The organism is uncultured Maribacter sp. (assembly GCF_947500985.1).
GTDB lineage: Bacteria > Bacteroidota > Bacteroidia > Flavobacteriales > Flavobacteriaceae > Maribacter.
In genome coordinates this window covers 127,447-143,986 of the sequence record NZ_CANMTX010000007.1, presented here as the reverse complement: position 1 = coordinate 143,986, position 16,540 = coordinate 127,447, and the positions used below count along the sequence as shown (strand labels likewise).

The 16,540-nt window shown below is 34.0% G+C and carries 22 protein-coding genes; 19 read left to right on the top strand and 3 right to left on the bottom strand.

The features are described from left to right. Window positions 1-470: 470 nt before the first annotated feature. Entirely contained in the window at window positions 471-842 is a 372-nt protein-coding gene (locus Q0871_RS15510; RefSeq protein ID WP_299325331.1) for a GTPase, read from the bottom strand. Window positions 843-1,049: 207 nt separating this feature from the next. Here Q0871_RS15510 and Q0871_RS15505 point away from each other — a divergent pair, with 207 nt between their 5' ends. From Q0871_RS15505 to Q0871_RS15425, 17 genes are all read left to right on the top strand, one after another. After that, the gene (locus Q0871_RS15505; protein WP_299325330.1) at window positions 1,050-1,385 is read left to right on the top strand and encodes a WYL domain-containing protein; all 336 of its coding nucleotides are present in this window, start codon (window positions 1,050-1,052) and stop codon (window positions 1,383-1,385) included. After that, window positions 1,385-2,395, top strand: coding sequence for a Shedu anti-phage system protein SduA domain-containing protein (locus tag Q0871_RS15500; protein WP_299325329.1), 1,011 nt, complete (start codon window positions 1,385-1,387; stop codon window positions 2,393-2,395). The genes Q0871_RS15505 and Q0871_RS15500 overlap by 1 nt, the downstream gene beginning before the upstream one ends. 207 nt (window positions 2,396-2,602) lie before the next feature. Then, window positions 2,603-3,238 carry a hypothetical protein gene (locus Q0871_RS15495; protein WP_299325328.1) on the top strand — a complete coding sequence of 212 codons (636 nt, stop codon included), beginning with the start codon at window positions 2,603-2,605 and terminating at the stop codon, window positions 3,236-3,238. Between the two features lie 75 nt (window positions 3,239-3,313). Next, complete coding sequence (locus Q0871_RS15490) at window positions 3,314-3,952, top strand: hypothetical protein (RefSeq protein ID WP_299325327.1); 639 nt, start codon at window positions 3,314-3,316, stop codon at window positions 3,950-3,952. A 145-nt stretch (window positions 3,953-4,097) separates the two neighbouring features. Then, entirely contained in the window at window positions 4,098-4,763 is a 666-nt protein-coding gene (locus Q0871_RS15485; protein ID WP_299325326.1) for a hypothetical protein, read from the top strand. 26 nt (window positions 4,764-4,789) lie between these two features. Then, window positions 4,790-5,248, top strand: a complete 459-nt coding sequence (locus Q0871_RS15480) for a DUF2750 domain-containing protein (RefSeq protein WP_299325325.1) — start codon at window positions 4,790-4,792, stop codon at window positions 5,246-5,248. A 315-nt stretch (window positions 5,249-5,563) separates the two neighbouring features. Further along, entirely contained in the window at window positions 5,564-6,421 is an 858-nt protein-coding gene (locus Q0871_RS15475) for a TlpA disulfide reductase family protein (RefSeq protein ID WP_299325324.1), read from the top strand. Between the two features lie 43 nt (window positions 6,422-6,464). Beyond that, window positions 6,465-6,980, top strand: coding sequence for a hypothetical protein (locus Q0871_RS15470; protein WP_299325323.1), 516 nt, complete (start codon window positions 6,465-6,467; stop codon window positions 6,978-6,980). Window positions 6,981-7,015: 35 nt separating this feature from the next. Then, a complete protein-coding gene (locus tag Q0871_RS15465; RefSeq protein WP_299325322.1) occupies window positions 7,016-7,504 on the top strand; it encodes an ATP-binding protein in 489 nt (162 codons plus the stop codon). Between the two features lie 71 nt (window positions 7,505-7,575). After that, window positions 7,576-8,304 (top strand): zinc-dependent peptidase, encoded by a 729-nt coding sequence (locus Q0871_RS15460; RefSeq protein WP_299325321.1) that lies wholly within the window; start codon window positions 7,576-7,578, stop codon window positions 8,302-8,304. 116 nt (window positions 8,305-8,420) lie between these two features. Then, the gene (locus Q0871_RS15455) at window positions 8,421-8,924 is read left to right on the top strand and encodes a DUF2314 domain-containing protein (protein ID WP_299325320.1); all 504 of its coding nucleotides are present in this window, start codon (window positions 8,421-8,423) and stop codon (window positions 8,922-8,924) included. Between the two features lie 3 nt (window positions 8,925-8,927). After that, a complete protein-coding gene (locus Q0871_RS15450; protein WP_299325319.1) occupies window positions 8,928-9,827 on the top strand; it encodes a hypothetical protein in 900 nt (299 codons plus the stop codon). Window positions 9,828-9,888: 61 nt separating this feature from the next. Then, window positions 9,889-10,233, top strand: a complete 345-nt coding sequence (locus Q0871_RS15445; RefSeq protein ID WP_299325318.1) for a cupin domain-containing protein — start codon at window positions 9,889-9,891, stop codon at window positions 10,231-10,233. A 9-nt stretch (window positions 10,234-10,242) separates the two neighbouring features. Then, window positions 10,243-10,644, top strand: coding sequence for a group III truncated hemoglobin (locus tag Q0871_RS15440; RefSeq protein WP_299325317.1), 402 nt, complete (start codon window positions 10,243-10,245; stop codon window positions 10,642-10,644). 341 nt (window positions 10,645-10,985) lie between these two features. Continuing rightward, the gene (locus Q0871_RS15435) at window positions 10,986-11,621 is read left to right on the top strand and encodes a transglutaminase family protein (protein ID WP_299325316.1); all 636 of its coding nucleotides are present in this window, start codon (window positions 10,986-10,988) and stop codon (window positions 11,619-11,621) included. A gap of 69 nt (window positions 11,622-11,690) precedes the next feature. Next, a complete protein-coding gene (locus Q0871_RS15430; protein WP_299325315.1) occupies window positions 11,691-12,296 on the top strand; it encodes a hypothetical protein in 606 nt (201 codons plus the stop codon). Between the two features lie 605 nt (window positions 12,297-12,901). Continuing rightward, a complete protein-coding gene (locus Q0871_RS15425; RefSeq protein WP_299325314.1) occupies window positions 12,902-13,561 on the top strand; it encodes a hypothetical protein in 660 nt (219 codons plus the stop codon). Here Q0871_RS15425 and gldC read toward each other — a convergent pair. Further along, a complete protein-coding gene (gldC, locus tag Q0871_RS15420) occupies window positions 13,558-13,899 on the bottom strand; it encodes a gliding motility protein GldC (RefSeq protein WP_299325313.1) in 342 nt (113 codons plus the stop codon). The two genes, Q0871_RS15425 and gldC, sit on opposite strands and share 4 nt — an antisense overlap. Further along, window positions 13,900-14,877: a gliding motility lipoprotein GldB gene (gldB, locus tag Q0871_RS15415; RefSeq protein ID WP_299325312.1), complete on the bottom strand. Its 978-nt coding sequence runs from the start codon at window positions 14,875-14,877 to the stop codon at window positions 13,900-13,902. A 70-nt stretch (window positions 14,878-14,947) separates the two neighbouring features. On the opposite strand from gldB, the gene nadE reads away from it, so the two are divergent. Together nadE and Q0871_RS15405 are read left to right on the top strand one after the other, a co-directional pair. Continuing rightward, window positions 14,948-15,736, top strand: coding sequence for an NAD(+) synthase (gene nadE, locus Q0871_RS15410; protein WP_299325311.1), 789 nt, complete (start codon window positions 14,948-14,950; stop codon window positions 15,734-15,736). A 165-nt stretch (window positions 15,737-15,901) separates the two neighbouring features. Continuing rightward, window positions 15,902-16,531 carry a response regulator transcription factor gene (locus tag Q0871_RS15405; RefSeq protein ID WP_299325310.1) on the top strand — a complete coding sequence of 210 codons (630 nt, stop codon included), beginning with the start codon at window positions 15,902-15,904 and terminating at the stop codon, window positions 16,529-16,531. The last annotated feature ends 9 nt before the right edge of the window (window positions 16,532-16,540 follow it).

Below are 16,540 nucleotides of genomic sequence, written 5' to 3'. Positions count from 1 at the left end.
ACAGTTGGCAGTAACAGTTGGCAGTAACAGTTGGCAGTAACAGTTGGCAGTAACAGTTGGCAGTAACAGTTGGCAGTAACAGTTGGCAGTTTTTTTAACGCTGCGCGTTATTTGTATTAAGTACAAAATACTAAGCTGTTCGTGTTAGTTCTTGGTAATTCTTACTTTTTACTTTTCGCTATCTACGACTTAATACGTTGTACCTCCTACTTGATTCTCTTTACTTAATACTTTGTACCTCTTACTTTGTACTTTGTACTTATTACGCTGTAGTTTTTACTCTTTAAAAACGAAATGTCAGTTCGAGTGGATTTTTTACTGAAGCATAGCGGAAGTGAAAAATTTGTATCGAGAACCCTCTCGTTTACCGAACCTGTTCTCGATACAAATTTTCTCGTACCTCGAAATTCACTCGAACTGACAGTGGTACTCACTAACGAAAACAACTGAAAACTGAAACTGCTTACTGCCTACTGAAAACTGCCTACTTCACCAATAAGATCTTCCACCGTTTCCATAGCGTTCAACTTCTCGGCAGATACCAACACCTCTAAATCATGGTCTGTTTCAACCAATATAATAGGATAGGTATACTTATGCCCAAACTTACTTTTATAATTTTCTTGGAATTCGTCTTTATGAAAGAATTCTAGCTCGTAGCCTTTGGCTAACAAACTTTCCCTAAACCCTTTCCACTGTTTGTTCTCGGTAAAACTGCCATAGGTTAAACTGCAGAGATTGCAGTTATAGGTAGCTGGGTTGATAATTTTATGGGCAAAATCTAGCATTTTACTACCAGCATCGCTATTGGCATTATAGATAAATAGAATTTTCTTTGACATGCTTTTTTTGTCGTAAAAATACCCAAACCATACATAATTTTTAACCAGTTATGGTTTCCCGTAATGGAGTGTGAAATGTAAATTGTAGGTTTATTCTTTAGTGGTATATATTATAGGTAAGCTTTATTCACTAAAACAGGAAATAAACGAATTCTGTTACAGTTAAACGTTTATGTGCAACTCAGTTGAAACTAAAATAAATAGAATATGAATAATTTAGATTTATTAACACAAGCAATTAGAGAAAAAAGACAAATTTCTTTTGAGTACAACAAACCAGGTAAAACTCCAGGACAAAGAATAGGCAACCCATATGCTATATTTATTTTAACTGCAAAATCAGGAGCTCAAAGTACAAAAGTACATCTTGTACAAACGGCAGGGGTTTCAGACAGTAAAGACATTAGCCCATTTCCTGATTTTAGAATGTTCAATATTCAAGAGCTTTCTAATATTATCTTATTGGATACAACGTTTAAAGCAAATAGTGAAAAATACAACCCAAGTTGGGAAGGTTATAAAGACGTAATAGCAAAAGTATAATGAGTGTTCCTTATCATAAAGAGCTGTTTAACAGCGGTAAAGTTAGACTATTCGTCAACTTATCAAACATCAAAGATGATGTTGCGGATGAAACCATGACGATGCACTTTTATGCAACCGATTCCAATGGTTTACCAATTTTCACAGAAACTTTGGCAATTGATGAAATCAGGAATTTGTATAGGCACTTAAATGCAATTTCTGTAATTAAGGATGAAACCAGTCAATCTGCTAAATTCATAGAAACATCAGATGAAATAGATTTGATACTGAATCAATTAAAAGAAAGTGATTTACAAACAATTCTAAGTCTATTAGAAAAATTTGAATCCCAAGAAAAAATAAAAGGCCTCCTAGATTCTTTATCTAGCTTGGAGATTGAAAATTTACATGGCGCATATCATCATAAGCTTATTTCCACTGAAATAGAAAATCTTGAAAAGCTAATTACCTTGGAAATTGGAGGTAGTATAACAAAAACCATTAGGAATCATGAAGAACTTCTTAAATATTCTGCAGGTCAACCTGAAAAGATTTTCCAGAATTGGATTGAAGCAAATTTGTGGGTTTTTGGAATTGAGTATATTACCAAACATGATGTAAGGAAAATTGCATTATTTAGTGAAGGAGATATTTTAATGGAATCAGTTGATGGGTATTTAGATTTAATAGAGCTTAAGCGTCCAACTCATTCGATTTTAAAATATGATGATAGTCATAGTTGCTATTATCCCCATCCTAATCTATCGCAGGTTATAGGGCAATCTCTTTTCTACCTTCAGAAACTTTCAGAATATAAATTGAACCTAGAAGCTGAATACGGGCTCAAAATAATTATGCCAAGAATTAAGATTATTGTAGGCAGGAACATTGATTTTAATCATGACCAAAGGGACTGTTTAAGAATGTTAAACTCTAATCTACAATCAATAAAAATTATTACTTACGATGACTTAGTTGTATTTGGGAAGTTGCTATTGAAAACCTACGAAACAGAAGAAGCCAAATGAGAACACCACATAACCGACTAGCTTACCTTTGCCAAGCAGCTTAATGCGCTTGGACGCTAAAAAGCCCAGACCTCACAAATAATGAAATGGATTAGCATAAATTAGTTTTATTACATAACCAAATGTATAGTATATACCATACGAAACACTAGTCATGAACAAAATGTTGTACGCAAATTAAGAACACACAATACCATAAGAAAACAGATGAAAAAAATAATCCAAATTCTCTTTTTGACTTTATTAATTTCTTGCAGTAACAAGTCAAACTATAATTACACAATAATCAACGAAGATACTGACAGAGCGTTTAATAAAACGAGAATTGAAATCCAATTAAAAGAAGAGATAAGCGAAGTAGACTTAAAAAATATTGCTCTAGAAATAAAAGACAGTAGAGATGATTTTGATAAAATTTGGATTTTTTATTTTCTACCTAATCAAGAACCTGGAAATGGAGCTTGGGCAACTACGCATTTTAAACCAGAACTAAATGTAAAAATTCTCGGAGCAACTAAAGAAGCCTCGGTCAAAATGAATACATCTAAAGTTACGGGCGAAATATTACATTCTTGGTTTGAAAATGACCCAATGCTTCCAAACAAAAAGTACTTGGTCAAAGAAAATGACAAACTATATATGAAATCGATTTATGCAAAAAGCAAGTTAGTCGGAGATGGTGGAGAAATGAAAGAAGAGGTTTTTATAAATAAATTAAAAAACGGGACAACAAGGTTCGATTACAAAAATAATCACGGAGAATACTACCTAATTGAAAAGAATGGAAACTTAGGTTTGTATGATGATTCCGGAAAATTTATGGAAGCAGAAAAGATTAAATGACCATACAATATCTACAATTTTATTTATCTAATAATAAAAAAACACTTCAAACCATTAACGCTAACAATTATTATAATGAAGAATTACTACATAACATTTTTAGCTCTTCTATTATCCTTATATTCTTTCTCACAAACAGATAAAAAATTAAATGAATTAGAAAATCAAAAGAAAAATATTGAACTAGAGATTGAAAACTTAACCGACTCAATAAGAAGTATTGATTTAAAAATAGCACAAATAAGGTCCCAAAAATTCTTGGACAAAATAAAAGACTCTTCACTTATTGCTATTGCGAGAAAAGGAGCTAAACTAAAAAACAGACCTAGTTTATATGCTGACATTATTTCAACTTTTAAAGAAAACAAGGAAGTTATTATTCTAGAATATCACGACAGTTACTTTGAAGTCTGCCAAGGCTCACTTTGTGGTTATATTAGCGAAATTTGGATTAAAAGTAATGACTCAATTTCTGAATTCATTAAATCAATTGAAACAGAAAAAAAACTTTATAACAGTTTAGAGGTTAGCACATCATCCTATAAATCCTCATCCTATAGCTCTTCAACCAAAAATACAAATTCAGGTAGCTCTTCTTATAAACCAAAGAGATATAAAAGTTCTAGAAATTATTATCGAGGTTCAAGAGGAGGTTGTTATTATATAAATTCAAACGGTAATAAAAGTTACGTTGCCAGAAGTCTTTGCAATTAATACGGTAAGCCAACTTTAGCCGATAAACCTAAACTAAGTGTTGACTTTGAACTTTTAATTTCAAGTATATTCATATTTCATTTTTTTCACAAGACAACTAATCAATTGCAATTACGTTAGCTATAATTCAAAAAAGTATAAAAAAATGGCAAATAGAAGTTATTTATATAATCTTGATTTCAATAGACTAGACAGACCCAAGACTCCAGAAGATTCTGTGTTAAGTGTTTCTGAATATGCTTATGAGATTCCGTTGTCTTACAAGATACTATTAAGCAACAATACACTAAATAGCAAATCTGTTCTTTGGGATTACGAACACCCCATAACCATAAGCGGAGATGCCAATAAAGGGAAGGACAATCTATTTAAATTCTTGGACAGATTGCAAACCTTAAATTTATTTGAACCCGAGTATCTTAAATCTGAAATTGAAAAAACAAAACAGTTTTTCAACGACAACAAATTCGATTTAAAATACTTCTTTCTTGAATGTGGTGAATTGTATGAAATGGTAAATGAACCCTTTGAAAAACAAAATCTTGAAGTTTTCAATGAAGTAAATCAAATAGAAAACACTATTGAAAACTTTATAAAAGATGTGGCTTCTTTAAATAAGGAAATATTGAGTCTTGAAGCTCAAAAAGACCAAATGACAAAGAAATCTTGGTTCAAGAAATCAGCACCTCTTTTGACTGAGAAAGAAAAAGTAGAAATTGAAAAAGCAATACAACATAAAAGAATAGAAAAAAGAGCTCTGTTAGGTATTGATAATTGGTCTACAATACTTTACTTTCAATTCGATAAATAAAAAACATCTTTTTCAAAACACAAAACATGGAACAACAAGGCTCAGATTTAATTAAAAATAGATACAAGAAATTTATAAAAACGGTTTGCGAAACATACATTGTATATGCGCTTCAAAATCATGAAGGTTTTGCTACCTCAGCTTCTGTGCAGTATGATGATGAAAATGACAGACCTGTTGGTGTACTTTGTTTTTGGGCAGAAGGTGCCAGAGCTAAATCTTGCACCATAAACCATTGGAACAACTACCAGATTACCGAAATAGCATTAGTAGATTTTATAGAAAATTGGGGTGTAGGTATGGAAAATGACGGAATACTAGCTGGTATTGAATTCGACCAAAATATGTTTGGCTATGAAGCCAAACCCCTAGATTTAATTCTTGCCTTAGTTGCTGAAATAAAAGCGACCAATAAAGAACTACCGCTTCAAAAATTTGAAAATATTGCTGATTTAGAAGAGCAGGCTAAAGAGGCGAATGGGTAAATATAAACCGACCTTTTTTATTGCCAAACCTATTAGTTTAATGATTAAAAAAAAGCCAATCTAAATTTGATATAAAGCTTTTAATCACTCAAGAATCAAGCATTAGAAAACTTGAAATTGACAAATGGAATAAGTTCTCTAAACTGTTAACGAATACAAAGTGTCATACTTAAATTTTATAGATAGTATTGGACAAAGCTAATTGGTAAGATTTTATTTACAAATTTGATATAATTAACTTAAATTAAGCGAGTATTAATTTCATTTTAATTGTACCAAAACCAATTAAGCTTCTTTTTAAACCACTATATATCTATGAAAAATCTACTCATTCTATTACTAGTTATCGGTTTTACATCTTGCAAGGAAAACAAAACTTCACAAAAAAGAAGTATTGAAAATGAAGCACTCAAATTAGATGTCGATGTTGACATAAATGTTTTAGAATCAGACTGGGAAAAGTGGTGGGATTATCATGAAAATAACATCATTTTATCTTCAGAATTTATTGCTATAAACGATAAGTCTGAAACCATTAGTAAAGATGATTTTCTAAAATCTTTGACTACTGGAGATTATATAGCCGTAAAACTTGTTTCTCCAGATAATGTAAAGCAATACCAACTCTACAAATTACCTAACTCTGCAGACAAACAAATTGGAAATATTATTAAAAACACTTCAGAGGGTATCTACACTAAATTTAAAATGGAAGGAACTCCATTTCCTGATTTCAATTTTACCGATTTAAACGGAAAGGTTTACACTAATGATAACACCAAAGGAAAAACTCTAATTTTTAAATGTTGGTTTATTAATTGTAAACCTTGCGTAGCTGAATTTCCTGAGCTCAATGAGTTCGCCGACGAATATTCAAAAAGAGAAGATGTTGAATTTATAAGTTTGGCATTAGACGATAAGGCAGAATTAGATAGATTCTTCACTAAGAAAATTTTTAAATACAATACTGTGCCTAACCAAGAAGATTTTATTGAAAATAAACTTTTTGTAAATGCCTATCCTACCCATATAGTCGTCAATAAAAATGGTAGTATTGAAAAGGTAGTAAGCAAAGCAACGGAGCTTATTTCTTTTTTGGAAAATGGTGCTATTTTACAAACAACAAATTATCAAGAATCCCTACCGCCCCCGCCTCCAGCACCTATGAAATAGTTTTCATTATTAAATCTTCTATAATAAAACTGACTAAAACCTCATGAAAAAACCACTATTATTAATTGCATCAATATTTCTATTCTTAACTTCTTGTAGCGAGAGTAAACCTATTAAATTTGAAAGAGACGGGGTTTCAATGACCAGCCCAACAGGTTGGGAAATTACGGATCAAGAAAATATTGATGACCAAGGGTATTACCTTTCTATTGAAAAAGATGGTTTTGATTCTAGTGGCATTGTAACTATGACATGGATCAATGGCGAAATTGACCTTGGTGAATGGGCGTATCTTTTTCAAGAAGAATTGGTCAATAATATTATCTATAGAAATTCTAATATTCAATTTGAAGATGCCGTTGACGATACCTATAACGACATTGATACTTCTTCCATAAGGTTTACCGCAAGTATTCTAGGCTTAGATCATGAAGGTAATATCCACTTCTTTTATAAAGGCGATAAAACTTTTGCAATTCTAATACAAGAAGCTACGGAAGATAATATGACTAATAAACCTGGTTTTGATTTGATTGAGAAGGGTTTTAAGGTTGAATAAATTATTACATATTTATAAATTTTAGAACTATAATTATGCTACACCTCATCGTCGGTAATACAGGATCAGGTAAAACTACCTACTCAAACGAACTGAAAAAGAAAAACAAAGGAGTACTCTTTTCTATTGACACTTGGAACAATACGTTGTTTCTACCCGACAAGAAAGAAACCGATGGTTTAGAATGGTTTTTAGAGCGTATAGAAAGAGCAGAAAGTATAATTTTAAATGTGGTTGCACAATTAGAAGAGTCTCATACAGATGCTATTTTAGACCTGGGTTTATCGAAATTTAAACACCGAGAAAAATTCAGAAATTTTGCCGCATCTCATGGTTATACAATTCAAATTCACTTTTTAGATATTTCTAAAGAAACCAGATGGCAACGTGTACAACAGCGCAACAATGAAAAAGGAGCAACTTTTGAGTTTGAGGTCAGTAAAGAGAATTTTGACTTTATGGAAACTTGGTTTGAAAAACCTACCGAAAATGAACTTATTGGTAGTGTTGTTATCACCGAATAACACTAATTTTACCCTCCGCATTTTTTTGTGATAATTATTTACTGAACCTCACTTTCAACCAAACCAATTACTTGAACGCCAAACATACTTTTGTCAATTTATTTCTTAAGACCCGTAGCAAGCAAGAATGCCACGAGGTACTTAGCAAATGGAACTCCTATTACGCTGCATTATCAGAGAAGCATCAACAGTCTTTTGTGGTGAGAACTTTGCTGTTTTTAAATACTACAGATTTTGATGCTACAGAAGGTTTTGAACTTACTACCGAGATGAAATTGGTTATTTCTAGTGCATTCGTTCAGATTACCTTTGGATTGAAACAAGATGTGCTGAGTGTCTTCAAAACCATATTTGTCACTCCCACTTCATATGCATACACTGGTAGAGATGTGCTTTATGATGGTGATGTAAATACGGTGACCAAGCGTGTAAACTTATCATGGCCTGCTGTAGAAAAAGGATTCGTTATTACAGATGACGGATTAAATATTGCCATACATGAATTCAGTCATTGTTTAATTATTGAGAATGCTAAAGGATTCTATTTTTCGAAAGCATTTAAAGATGCGGACCTCAACGCTTGGAAAGAACTAGCGACTAAAAAAATACCGCTTATACGTGAAGGTAAATACACCATTTTCAGAGACTATGGTGGCACTAATTTAATGGAGCTTTTTGCCATTGCATTAGAGACCTTTTTTGAGCAACCTCATGAGTTTTATTCTTATTCGCCCACCTTTTACCGTACCACCGCCAAGGTGCTTAAGCAAGACCCACGGAACGGCAAAAACCCGAAGTAACCTCACTTGGTTTAGAACTAATGGAATTCTTGTTGATTAAGTGAAACAATAGAAAGAATATTCCGTTGTGCTTGATAGTACCACAATTCACATTAAATAATACAGAAACTTATCCTATGAAGAAATCGCTAATTTTTATCGCATCACTACTTTTTATGCTAACTTCTTGTAAAGAAGGCTCAGCTGATAAAACAGAACGCTCTGGCGAACCTGATGTGTACAATGTGGAAGATGACGATGCCAAAATGAACCAAGCCATTATAGATGCTAAAAATTCTATTGATGAATTTAAAGAGGCATTAGCCAGCGAGAATCCTGATCATTCATTTTTTACCATTAAACAGAAATTTGATGCGGATGGTGGTGCGGAACATATTTGGGTAGGTGACATTCAATTAATAGATGATGACTTTATGGGTATCATTGCCAATGAACCCATGTACACCAACCAAGTTCAATTAGGTGATACTATTACCGTAAACCGTGCTAATATTAGTGATTGGATGTATTATGAAGAAGGCAAAGTAGTTGGCGGATTTACCATTCGTGCCATCCGCGACGGATTATCCCCTGAAGAACAAGCACAATTTGATGCTGAAAACGGACTTATATTTAAATAGCTTATGTTCTCTTTCTTAAAGAAAAAACCGAAACCTATACATATTTTAGGTACTGATGAGCAACTCCTTATAAATGACATTGCCGTAACTTTCCCAACAAACTACGAGACGTTAGTTTCGGCTTTTGGGGAACCTTCACGTACCGGAAAAACTAAACTTTCTAAAAGTCCTGTAATTTGTTGGGATAATGAAGGTGTATACTGCTCATGTGGTAGTTATGGCAACATATTTAGTTTTAGCCTTATACTTTCTAAGAAACATGAACTTGATCTGCCTCCTAAAAATAAATTTTCAGGAACTATCATCATAAATAATAAAGAAGTGCAGTTCAATGATTTTTCAAAAATCAAGCACTCCAACTATATAGTCAGTAAACTCATCTATAAAGGTCAAGAAGAACCATATGCGCTTTCGTTAGGTGCCAATTTAGAAGACAAAAAAGAAATACCGAAAGATAAATATATACTACGACCGCTAGAAGATGAGCATATTGAATTCACGGACTTCGGGTTTAAATTAGCGGTTATTGAAGAATTGATGTACACCCAAGAGATACTTCAGCCTAAATTTGAATTGTACGAATTTATGGAATGGTATACCGAACGAGAAATAGATATTGAAAAAGAGGGCTATGAACCTATTGCAGAAGTAACCCAGTTCTTTAGAGATATTAAAATACCGAAAAATATGGCACCTCTTTTGACCGAAATTTACCAAGATGGCGGAAATGAAGTTTATATGAACCTACTACGATTTGGAAGTGGTACTGAAGATTACTGGGATATTAAAAGTGCTGTAGATGCAAAACAATTTCCCAATCTAAAAAAAGCCACTTTATGCTATGCCGAAGATGCCGTGTTCAATGAAATGATTGCCTTAGGTATTGATGCCGAGAGTTTATAATTACCTGAGGAGTGTCATAGTTTAGCATACCAATATTTTATACTATTGTAAAAACACGAACATGCAAAAGGTATCTTTCACTGAAAATTTAGATTTCAACGATGATAAAATTGTCACCAAAGTTCTTTTAGAAACTTCTTTCTCAAAAGAGATTAGAATTCTTTTAAAGAAAGGGCAACTTATGAAAGAGCACAAGGCTCCTTTTTCCATTATCATACATATGGTTGAAGGGAGTATTGACTTTGGTGTTGAAGGCAAAGTTCATATGCTAAAACAAGGAGATATCATTACCTTAGCTGCCAATGTTCCGCATGACCTTTTAGCAAAATCCGACAGTATTGTGCGTCTTACCCTTTCTAAACAAGATGCCGCTGAACGAGTTGAAAAAGTTGTTGCCGATTCATAAAAAGAAACTATGACCCAAATTACCAATAGAGAAGATGTGCGTGTATTGGTACATACCTTTTACGATAAAATACGGCAAAACGAAATGCTAGGACCCATTTTCAACGGACATATTACGGATGAGCAATGGCCTACACATTTAAGCAAACTCACCGATTTCTGGGAGTCTAATCTTTTTGGTGTCCGCACGTTTAGGGGAAGTCCGTCTAAGGCTCATGTCAAGGTCGATAAAAATCTTCATCATTCCATATCACAAGACCATTTCGCACAATGGCTACAACTTTGGTTCGAAACGATTGACGTACTTTACGAGGGTGAATTGGCCACGAGAGCTAAAGACATGGCTCGTAGAATGTCTACAGGGCAGTATATTCACATTTGGCAGAGTAGACCGGAAGAATTTAGGAACTAGGTTTTTGAATTTAGTAGGCAGTGTTCAGTATCAGTTGGCAGTATCAGTTGGCAGTATCAGTGTTCAGTGTTCAGTGTTCAGTTGACAGTGGGTTAGTGTTTAGCTAGTTCTAGCTATTGGCTATTGGCTATGTAAACAATTTAGCTTAGCTAAATACAAATTAAAAATAAGTCTAACATCTATACTCTATTTTCTAACTTCTAACTTCTAACTTACAATACGTACTTCATACTTTGTACTCTTTACTTAATACTTAATTTAACCCTCTACCATTGACGAAGCAAATATGCCAAATCTATTTCGTAAATTGAACATGAAATAATTTTCTAATTATTACTACTATGGACTACCTATCCCCTACCTATTTTTTTGATTATGAAAGTGACGAGATTCAAGATTTGGTTTCTGAATTTAAAAACACTTCACTTTCCGAAAAAGAAATTACTATCGCACTTTACAACAAAGTACGCGATACATGGCGATATGACCCATATAGCTTAAGCTTCAACAAAGAAAAATACCGAGCCAGTGAAATAGCAAAACGCCCAAAAGGCCATTGTATCGATAAGTCTATTATCTTAATCGCAGGACTTCGTGCCCTAGGTATACCCGCTAGAATTCATTTGGCGAAAGTTAAAAACCATATTGGCGTAGAACGATTAATAGAGAAATTCGGGTCCAACGAACTTACGCCCCATGGCATGGTAGATGCTTTTATAAATGATAAATGGCTGAAGCTCTCCCCTACATTCAATGCATCGTTATGTGAAATGCTTAATGTGGCTCCTTTAGATTTTGACGGTGAAAATGATGCTGTTTTACAAGAGTTCAGCACAGACGGAACACAATTTATGGAGTATCTAGAAGACTACGGTCATTTTGAAGATGTACCTATGGAATTTATGGAACGGAATGCACGCGAGCATTACCCCAATATTTTTGATACCGGAACCAACCAGACGGAGTTTCAACTGTAGGTTTTAACAAACTTTAATATTCAAAACTTCGCCAATCTACTTTACAGATTATTTTTTATAGTACATTCGATGGAAAATACAATTCCCTTGAAAAAATTCATTTTTACTTTATTTATAGCATTCTCATCTTCATTGGTCTTTTCCCAAGAACCAATGCAATGGACGCCAGATTACGAATTACAACTGAGTGACTACCAATCTCCCGAATCGGAAATCGACTCTACGCTTACCTCTTATTCCATCTATTCAGGCTCTAAAATAGATTTCAGTTTTAATATGAACTCGGTTTCTTTCATGTTCACCAAAAATTTTAACAACAAAGTAAAAGCTATTTTTCAAAAGAACGTAGCTGTTTTGGTTGCTCCAGATTCGTTAACCGCAAATCAGCTGCTACAATTTGGACGCTATGATTTTGATTTGGTAGAGCTGTATTCTAGAAAAATACGCAAGAAAATCTACGAAGAAAAAGGTGCTTTTAGCGACGCTAGTTTATTTCAACCTATTTTCAATGAGCTACAAGAGGAAATGAACACCGTAAGTGCCCAAGTCTTTAAAGCAACCGATTTTGGGAAAGATGCCGAATTACTTCAAAAAGAACACGGTAGAGTCATCAACGAAATTAATTCGCTATCTGATTTTTGTATGACGTGCAAGCCTAAGAAGAATAGGAAATGAATTAGCAATTAGCAATTAGCAATTAGCAATTAGCAATTAGCAATTAGCAATTAGCAATTAGCAATTAGCAATTAGCAAAAGTTAAAAAATGAAAAATGAAAAATGAAAAATGAAATTTCTGTTAGAATAGTTTTGTTCTTCTAGCAACCAGATTTCAATGTCGCGAAATTCTCCTCGCAATGACATATACTTTTTTACTTAAGACTTCATACTTAGTACTCTTTACTATTACAAAACGTATTGTCAGTTCGAGTTAATTTTCGAAGTATGAGAAAAGTTGTATCGAGAACCTTTGCATGTTCCAAACCTGTTCTCGATACAATTTTATGCTTCCGCTATGCTACATCATAAAACCACTCGAACTGACATTGATAAATTCAACAACATCTGTCAATTCCTCAGATTGCCACGTCGGGAAAAACTCTTCTATATGACATAAACTTTTTACTTAAGACTTTGTACTTCTTACCTTGTACCTTGTACCTTGTACCTTGTACTTAAAACCTCCCAATACAACTCAGCATCCAAAACCTACAATTCGGTTATATTGTTTAGTTTCATGATTGTGATTACTCCATCTTTGAGTAATATAAAACCAACCGACCATGGAAAATATCATTGAAATCTTTATTTACATACATGCCTTTTTTGGTGGTGTGGGGCTTATTACCGGTATCGCAAGTATCATTGTTAAAAAAGGAAGGTTAAACCATAAGCGATTGGGCAAATGGTTTTCATGGTCTATGATTATTAGTTCTGCGATTTCTTTGATGATTGCGAGAATGCCCAACCACATTAATATTTTTTTATTCTTGATCGGTATTTTTACAATTTATATGGTGCTAGCGGGTAACAGAGCACTTACATTTAAATCTGTCAAAAAAACAAAGGCAAATTTGACCGATCAATTGGTTTCGGGTACAATGGCGTTCTCGGCTCTGATAATGATTGGTTTTGGTATCAGCGGACTCATTAATGGCTATTCGCAAAGTATTCTTTTTGTGTTCTTCGGAATAATTGGTCTATTTCTACCTTACGGAGATTATAAACTATTTAAGACCACTTTAGAAAACAGGAAGCTTTGGCTCATAAATCACCTTAGTAGAATGTTAGGTGCTCTTATAGCCTCGGTTACCGCATTTATAGTTGCAGGTATGCACCAAGATACCCATTGGGCATGGATTACTCCATCCGTTTTTGGGACTGCCTATATTATCTACTGGATTAAAAAAACTAAAGGAAAAAAGAAGTTAAAAACAGCTTAATCTTTTTCTTTAAGATTTAGGTTTTCTGCAAAGTAATCACAGAAATCTTTCATCGTAGCAGTCATTTTATCGTCTTGTGTCGCCTTTAAGAAAGTGTCGGTCAAAGAAACTAAAGTCTGATGAAAGAATGTTTTCATTTCATCAACAGGCATATCTTTTGTCCACAAGTCAATTTTTAACGACTCTTGGTTCTTACTATCCCAAACGGATAATAACATTGCCTTGGCCGCTTCATTTTCTATTCCACCGTCTTGTGCAGACCAGTTTAATGTTTCCGGAATTCTATTCTCATCTAATCCTACGCGCAGTGTAATTTCTGAAGTATGTAAATCTGCCATCTAATTTCTCGGTTTGTAATTTGATTTCTTAAATATTTCTTCCGCAGGCATTGGCATTAATTGCATCATGCTTACGTCATTGTTCTCCATAAAGGCACGTACTATTTGCCACCCTATATAACGACCTAGTCTCCCCGGCGATTCATTATCCAACTCTAATCCGAATTTAGAAAACGGAGCAGGTTCTAAAAATCGTTGATTTAATTTGTTATCGGTACTATATAGATATTCGTTCTCTATAAAATTTCTCCACATAGGCTCTTCATTTGCTATTGCCCAATCCATTTCAGCTTCAGAATAGCCTATCTTTTTACCATCGGTAGCCTCTGGCATTAATTTATCTTTCAAGTATAATTCTTTACCGAAATAAATCATTCGAGCAAGATATGTACGGTCTCTAGGTCTTGGCACTACTTGCTTGGCAAATGCACTTGCTACATCACTCACTAAATAATTGCGATTTAAAGATTGTGCTATGTATCGCTGAAATCCGCCATAATACTTATGCTCAGAACCTAAATAATTATCAAGGCTAATAAATAATAAACTATCGGTTAAAATGATTCTGTTATTATAATCTACATCATTGGTAACCGTAAGTACCTTTGGAACTTTATACTGCGGAAAATAATATTTGATGTGTTTGAACAATTGCACTAACCCTTCTTCTTCATCTTCAAAACTACGAAAGGCATTACCCACTTCTTGAAACAGTTCTATTTGAAGCGAATCTTGCATCTTGGCGATCCAAACGCTATCTGGTGCCGGAAACAAATACGGGTACATTTTACGCAATGCCGGTAAACCTTTTTCACCGGAAGCGGCAAACTCACGATCAAATCGCGAAATCTTTAGGTCCATCGGTATGGCAGAAATCTCTTCAGCTACCTTATCACTATCATTACAGCTAGAAAGAATGAAAAAAACTGATAATAGTATAAAAATAGGTTTGACCTTGGTAAGTATTTTACAATACATTTTATTATTCACAGTGTTCAACTTATTTTTATGGCAAAGTTAATTGATTTTACTAAATAATTAGAGCGGTATGCAAACGGAAAAGGTAATTGAGCACATTGTTAATTGGTTAAAGGATTATGCCACGAACGCAAAACAGAAAGGTTTTGTCATTGGTATATCTGGCGGAATTGATTCTGCTGTCACTTCTACCCTATGCGCAAAGACAGGTTTAGAACTTCTTTGTTTAGAAATGCCGATTCACCAAGCCGAGAATCAAAGTGACCGTGCATCTAGACATATTGACTGGTTGATAGCTAATTTCCCTAATGTAAAAAGGCTACCTGTGAATCTTACACCAGTATTCGATAGCTTGGTAGCTTCTTTACCATCTGTAGAAAATGAAGAAGAGCGTTTTATGTCTTTGGCCAATACAAGAGCTAGATTACGTATGACCAGTCTGTATTACTTTGCCGCACTTGAACGTTACCTGGTAGCAGGAACAGGAAATAAAGTAGAGGATTTCGGAGTTGGATTTTACACCAAATACGGTGATGGCGGAGTAGATTTGAGTCCGATAGCAGATTTAATGAAAACTGAAGTATATGCCATTGCGAAGGTTTTAGGAATCAATGAAGAGATAATCGGTGCTGCACCAACTGACGGTTTGTGGGGCGACGATAGAACAGATGCAGACCAAATAGGTGCTTCTTACCCTGAGCTAGAATGGGCAATGGATATGAAGGACGAAGGCAAAACAGTTGATGATTTTGAAGGAAGGAAAAAGGAAGTTTTTACTATCTTTACAAGATTGAATACCATGAACCAACACAAAATGTTGCCAATACCCGTTTGTGAGATCCCAAAAGAGTTAAAATAACAACTCAACTAAGAATCAAGGTATTAAATCGAAAATAAAGTCCAAAATTATACGTTCCTAATAAAATAATGCAACTTTGACTTCTAATTTAGAATTTTAAGCCTTACATTGCATGTAGTCTTTTCAGACAAAATAGGTTCTAAAATCTATATAAAAAATTAATTAATGATCAAAGTTTTAATAGCGGACAACCACCCTATCATAAGAATGGGAGTAAGAAAGGTTTTAGAAGCCGCTGAGGGATTTGAACTGATCGATGAGGTAGCTACTACCGAAGAACTGTTTGAAAAACTCAAAAACACAACCCCCGATGTGGTCATGTTAGAAATGGATATTCCAGATATAAATGGAATAGCAGCATTACGCAAGATCAAGAAAGATTATGCAGACGTAAAAGTACTTATGTACAGCGGTCAATCTGAAGATGTATATGCCCTTAGTGCCATTAGAGCAGGAGCTTTCGGTTATTTATCAAAATCTTCTGGTGTAGAATACATAACTGCAGCAGTAACTAAAGTAAGTGAAGGTAGCATGTTCATTACAAACGAACTTGCACAACGTCTTGCTTTCGATGAAGGAACTAAAAAACCAAGAAGGTTCTTTAGAAAACTATCAACTAGAGAAATAGAAGTATTAAAACTTTTAGCTAGTGGTAAACGCAACAAAGAAGTTGCATTAGGCTTGAACCTAAATGAAAAAACAGTTAGTACCTATAAAGCTCGTTTAATGAAAAAATTAAATGTAGATAATATGGTAGATTTATTACAACAGGCAAAAGCCTTAGAATTGTACTAAATTCTTACA

Excerpts from the sequence above, each read along its gene's own strand:
- Q0871_RS15510 (WP_299325331.1), bottom strand. The coding sequence starts at position 842 with ATGTCAAAGAAAATTCTATTTATCTATAATGCCAATAGCGATGCTGGT.
- Q0871_RS15505 (WP_299325330.1), top strand. The coding sequence starts at position 1,050 with ATGAATAATTTAGATTTATTAACACAAGCAATTAGAGAAAAAAGACAA.
- Q0871_RS15500 (WP_299325329.1), top strand. The coding sequence starts at position 1,385 with ATGAGTGTTCCTTATCATAAAGAGCTGTTTAACAGCGGTAAAGTTAGA.
- Q0871_RS15495 (WP_299325328.1), top strand. The coding sequence starts at position 2,603 with ATGAAAAAAATAATCCAAATTCTCTTTTTGACTTTATTAATTTCTTGC.
- Q0871_RS15490 (WP_299325327.1), top strand. The coding sequence starts at position 3,314 with ATGAAGAATTACTACATAACATTTTTAGCTCTTCTATTATCCTTATAT.
- Q0871_RS15485 (WP_299325326.1), top strand. The coding sequence starts at position 4,098 with ATGGCAAATAGAAGTTATTTATATAATCTTGATTTCAATAGACTAGAC.
- Q0871_RS15480 (WP_299325325.1), top strand. The coding sequence starts at position 4,790 with ATGGAACAACAAGGCTCAGATTTAATTAAAAATAGATACAAGAAATTT.
- Q0871_RS15475 (WP_299325324.1), top strand. The coding sequence starts at position 5,564 with ATGAAAAATCTACTCATTCTATTACTAGTTATCGGTTTTACATCTTGC.
- Q0871_RS15470 (WP_299325323.1), top strand. The coding sequence starts at position 6,465 with ATGAAAAAACCACTATTATTAATTGCATCAATATTTCTATTCTTAACT.
- Q0871_RS15465 (WP_299325322.1), top strand. The coding sequence starts at position 7,016 with ATGCTACACCTCATCGTCGGTAATACAGGATCAGGTAAAACTACCTAC.
- Q0871_RS15455 (WP_299325320.1), top strand. The coding sequence starts at position 8,421 with ATGAAGAAATCGCTAATTTTTATCGCATCACTACTTTTTATGCTAACT.
- Q0871_RS15450 (WP_299325319.1), top strand. The coding sequence starts at position 8,928 with ATGTTCTCTTTCTTAAAGAAAAAACCGAAACCTATACATATTTTAGGT.
- Q0871_RS15445 (WP_299325318.1), top strand. The coding sequence starts at position 9,889 with ATGCAAAAGGTATCTTTCACTGAAAATTTAGATTTCAACGATGATAAA.
- Q0871_RS15440 (WP_299325317.1), top strand. The coding sequence starts at position 10,243 with ATGACCCAAATTACCAATAGAGAAGATGTGCGTGTATTGGTACATACC.
- Q0871_RS15435 (WP_299325316.1), top strand. The coding sequence starts at position 10,986 with ATGGACTACCTATCCCCTACCTATTTTTTTGATTATGAAAGTGACGAG.
- Q0871_RS15430 (WP_299325315.1), top strand. The coding sequence starts at position 11,691 with ATGGAAAATACAATTCCCTTGAAAAAATTCATTTTTACTTTATTTATA.
- Q0871_RS15425 (WP_299325314.1), top strand. The coding sequence starts at position 12,902 with ATGGAAAATATCATTGAAATCTTTATTTACATACATGCCTTTTTTGGT.
- gldC (WP_299325313.1), bottom strand. The coding sequence starts at position 13,899 with ATGGCAGATTTACATACTTCAGAAATTACACTGCGCGTAGGATTAGAT.
- gldB (WP_299325312.1), bottom strand. The coding sequence starts at position 14,877 with ATGTATTGTAAAATACTTACCAAGGTCAAACCTATTTTTATACTATTA.
- nadE (WP_299325311.1), top strand. The coding sequence starts at position 14,948 with ATGCAAACGGAAAAGGTAATTGAGCACATTGTTAATTGGTTAAAGGAT.
- Q0871_RS15405 (WP_299325310.1), top strand. The coding sequence starts at position 15,902 with ATGATCAAAGTTTTAATAGCGGACAACCACCCTATCATAAGAATGGGA.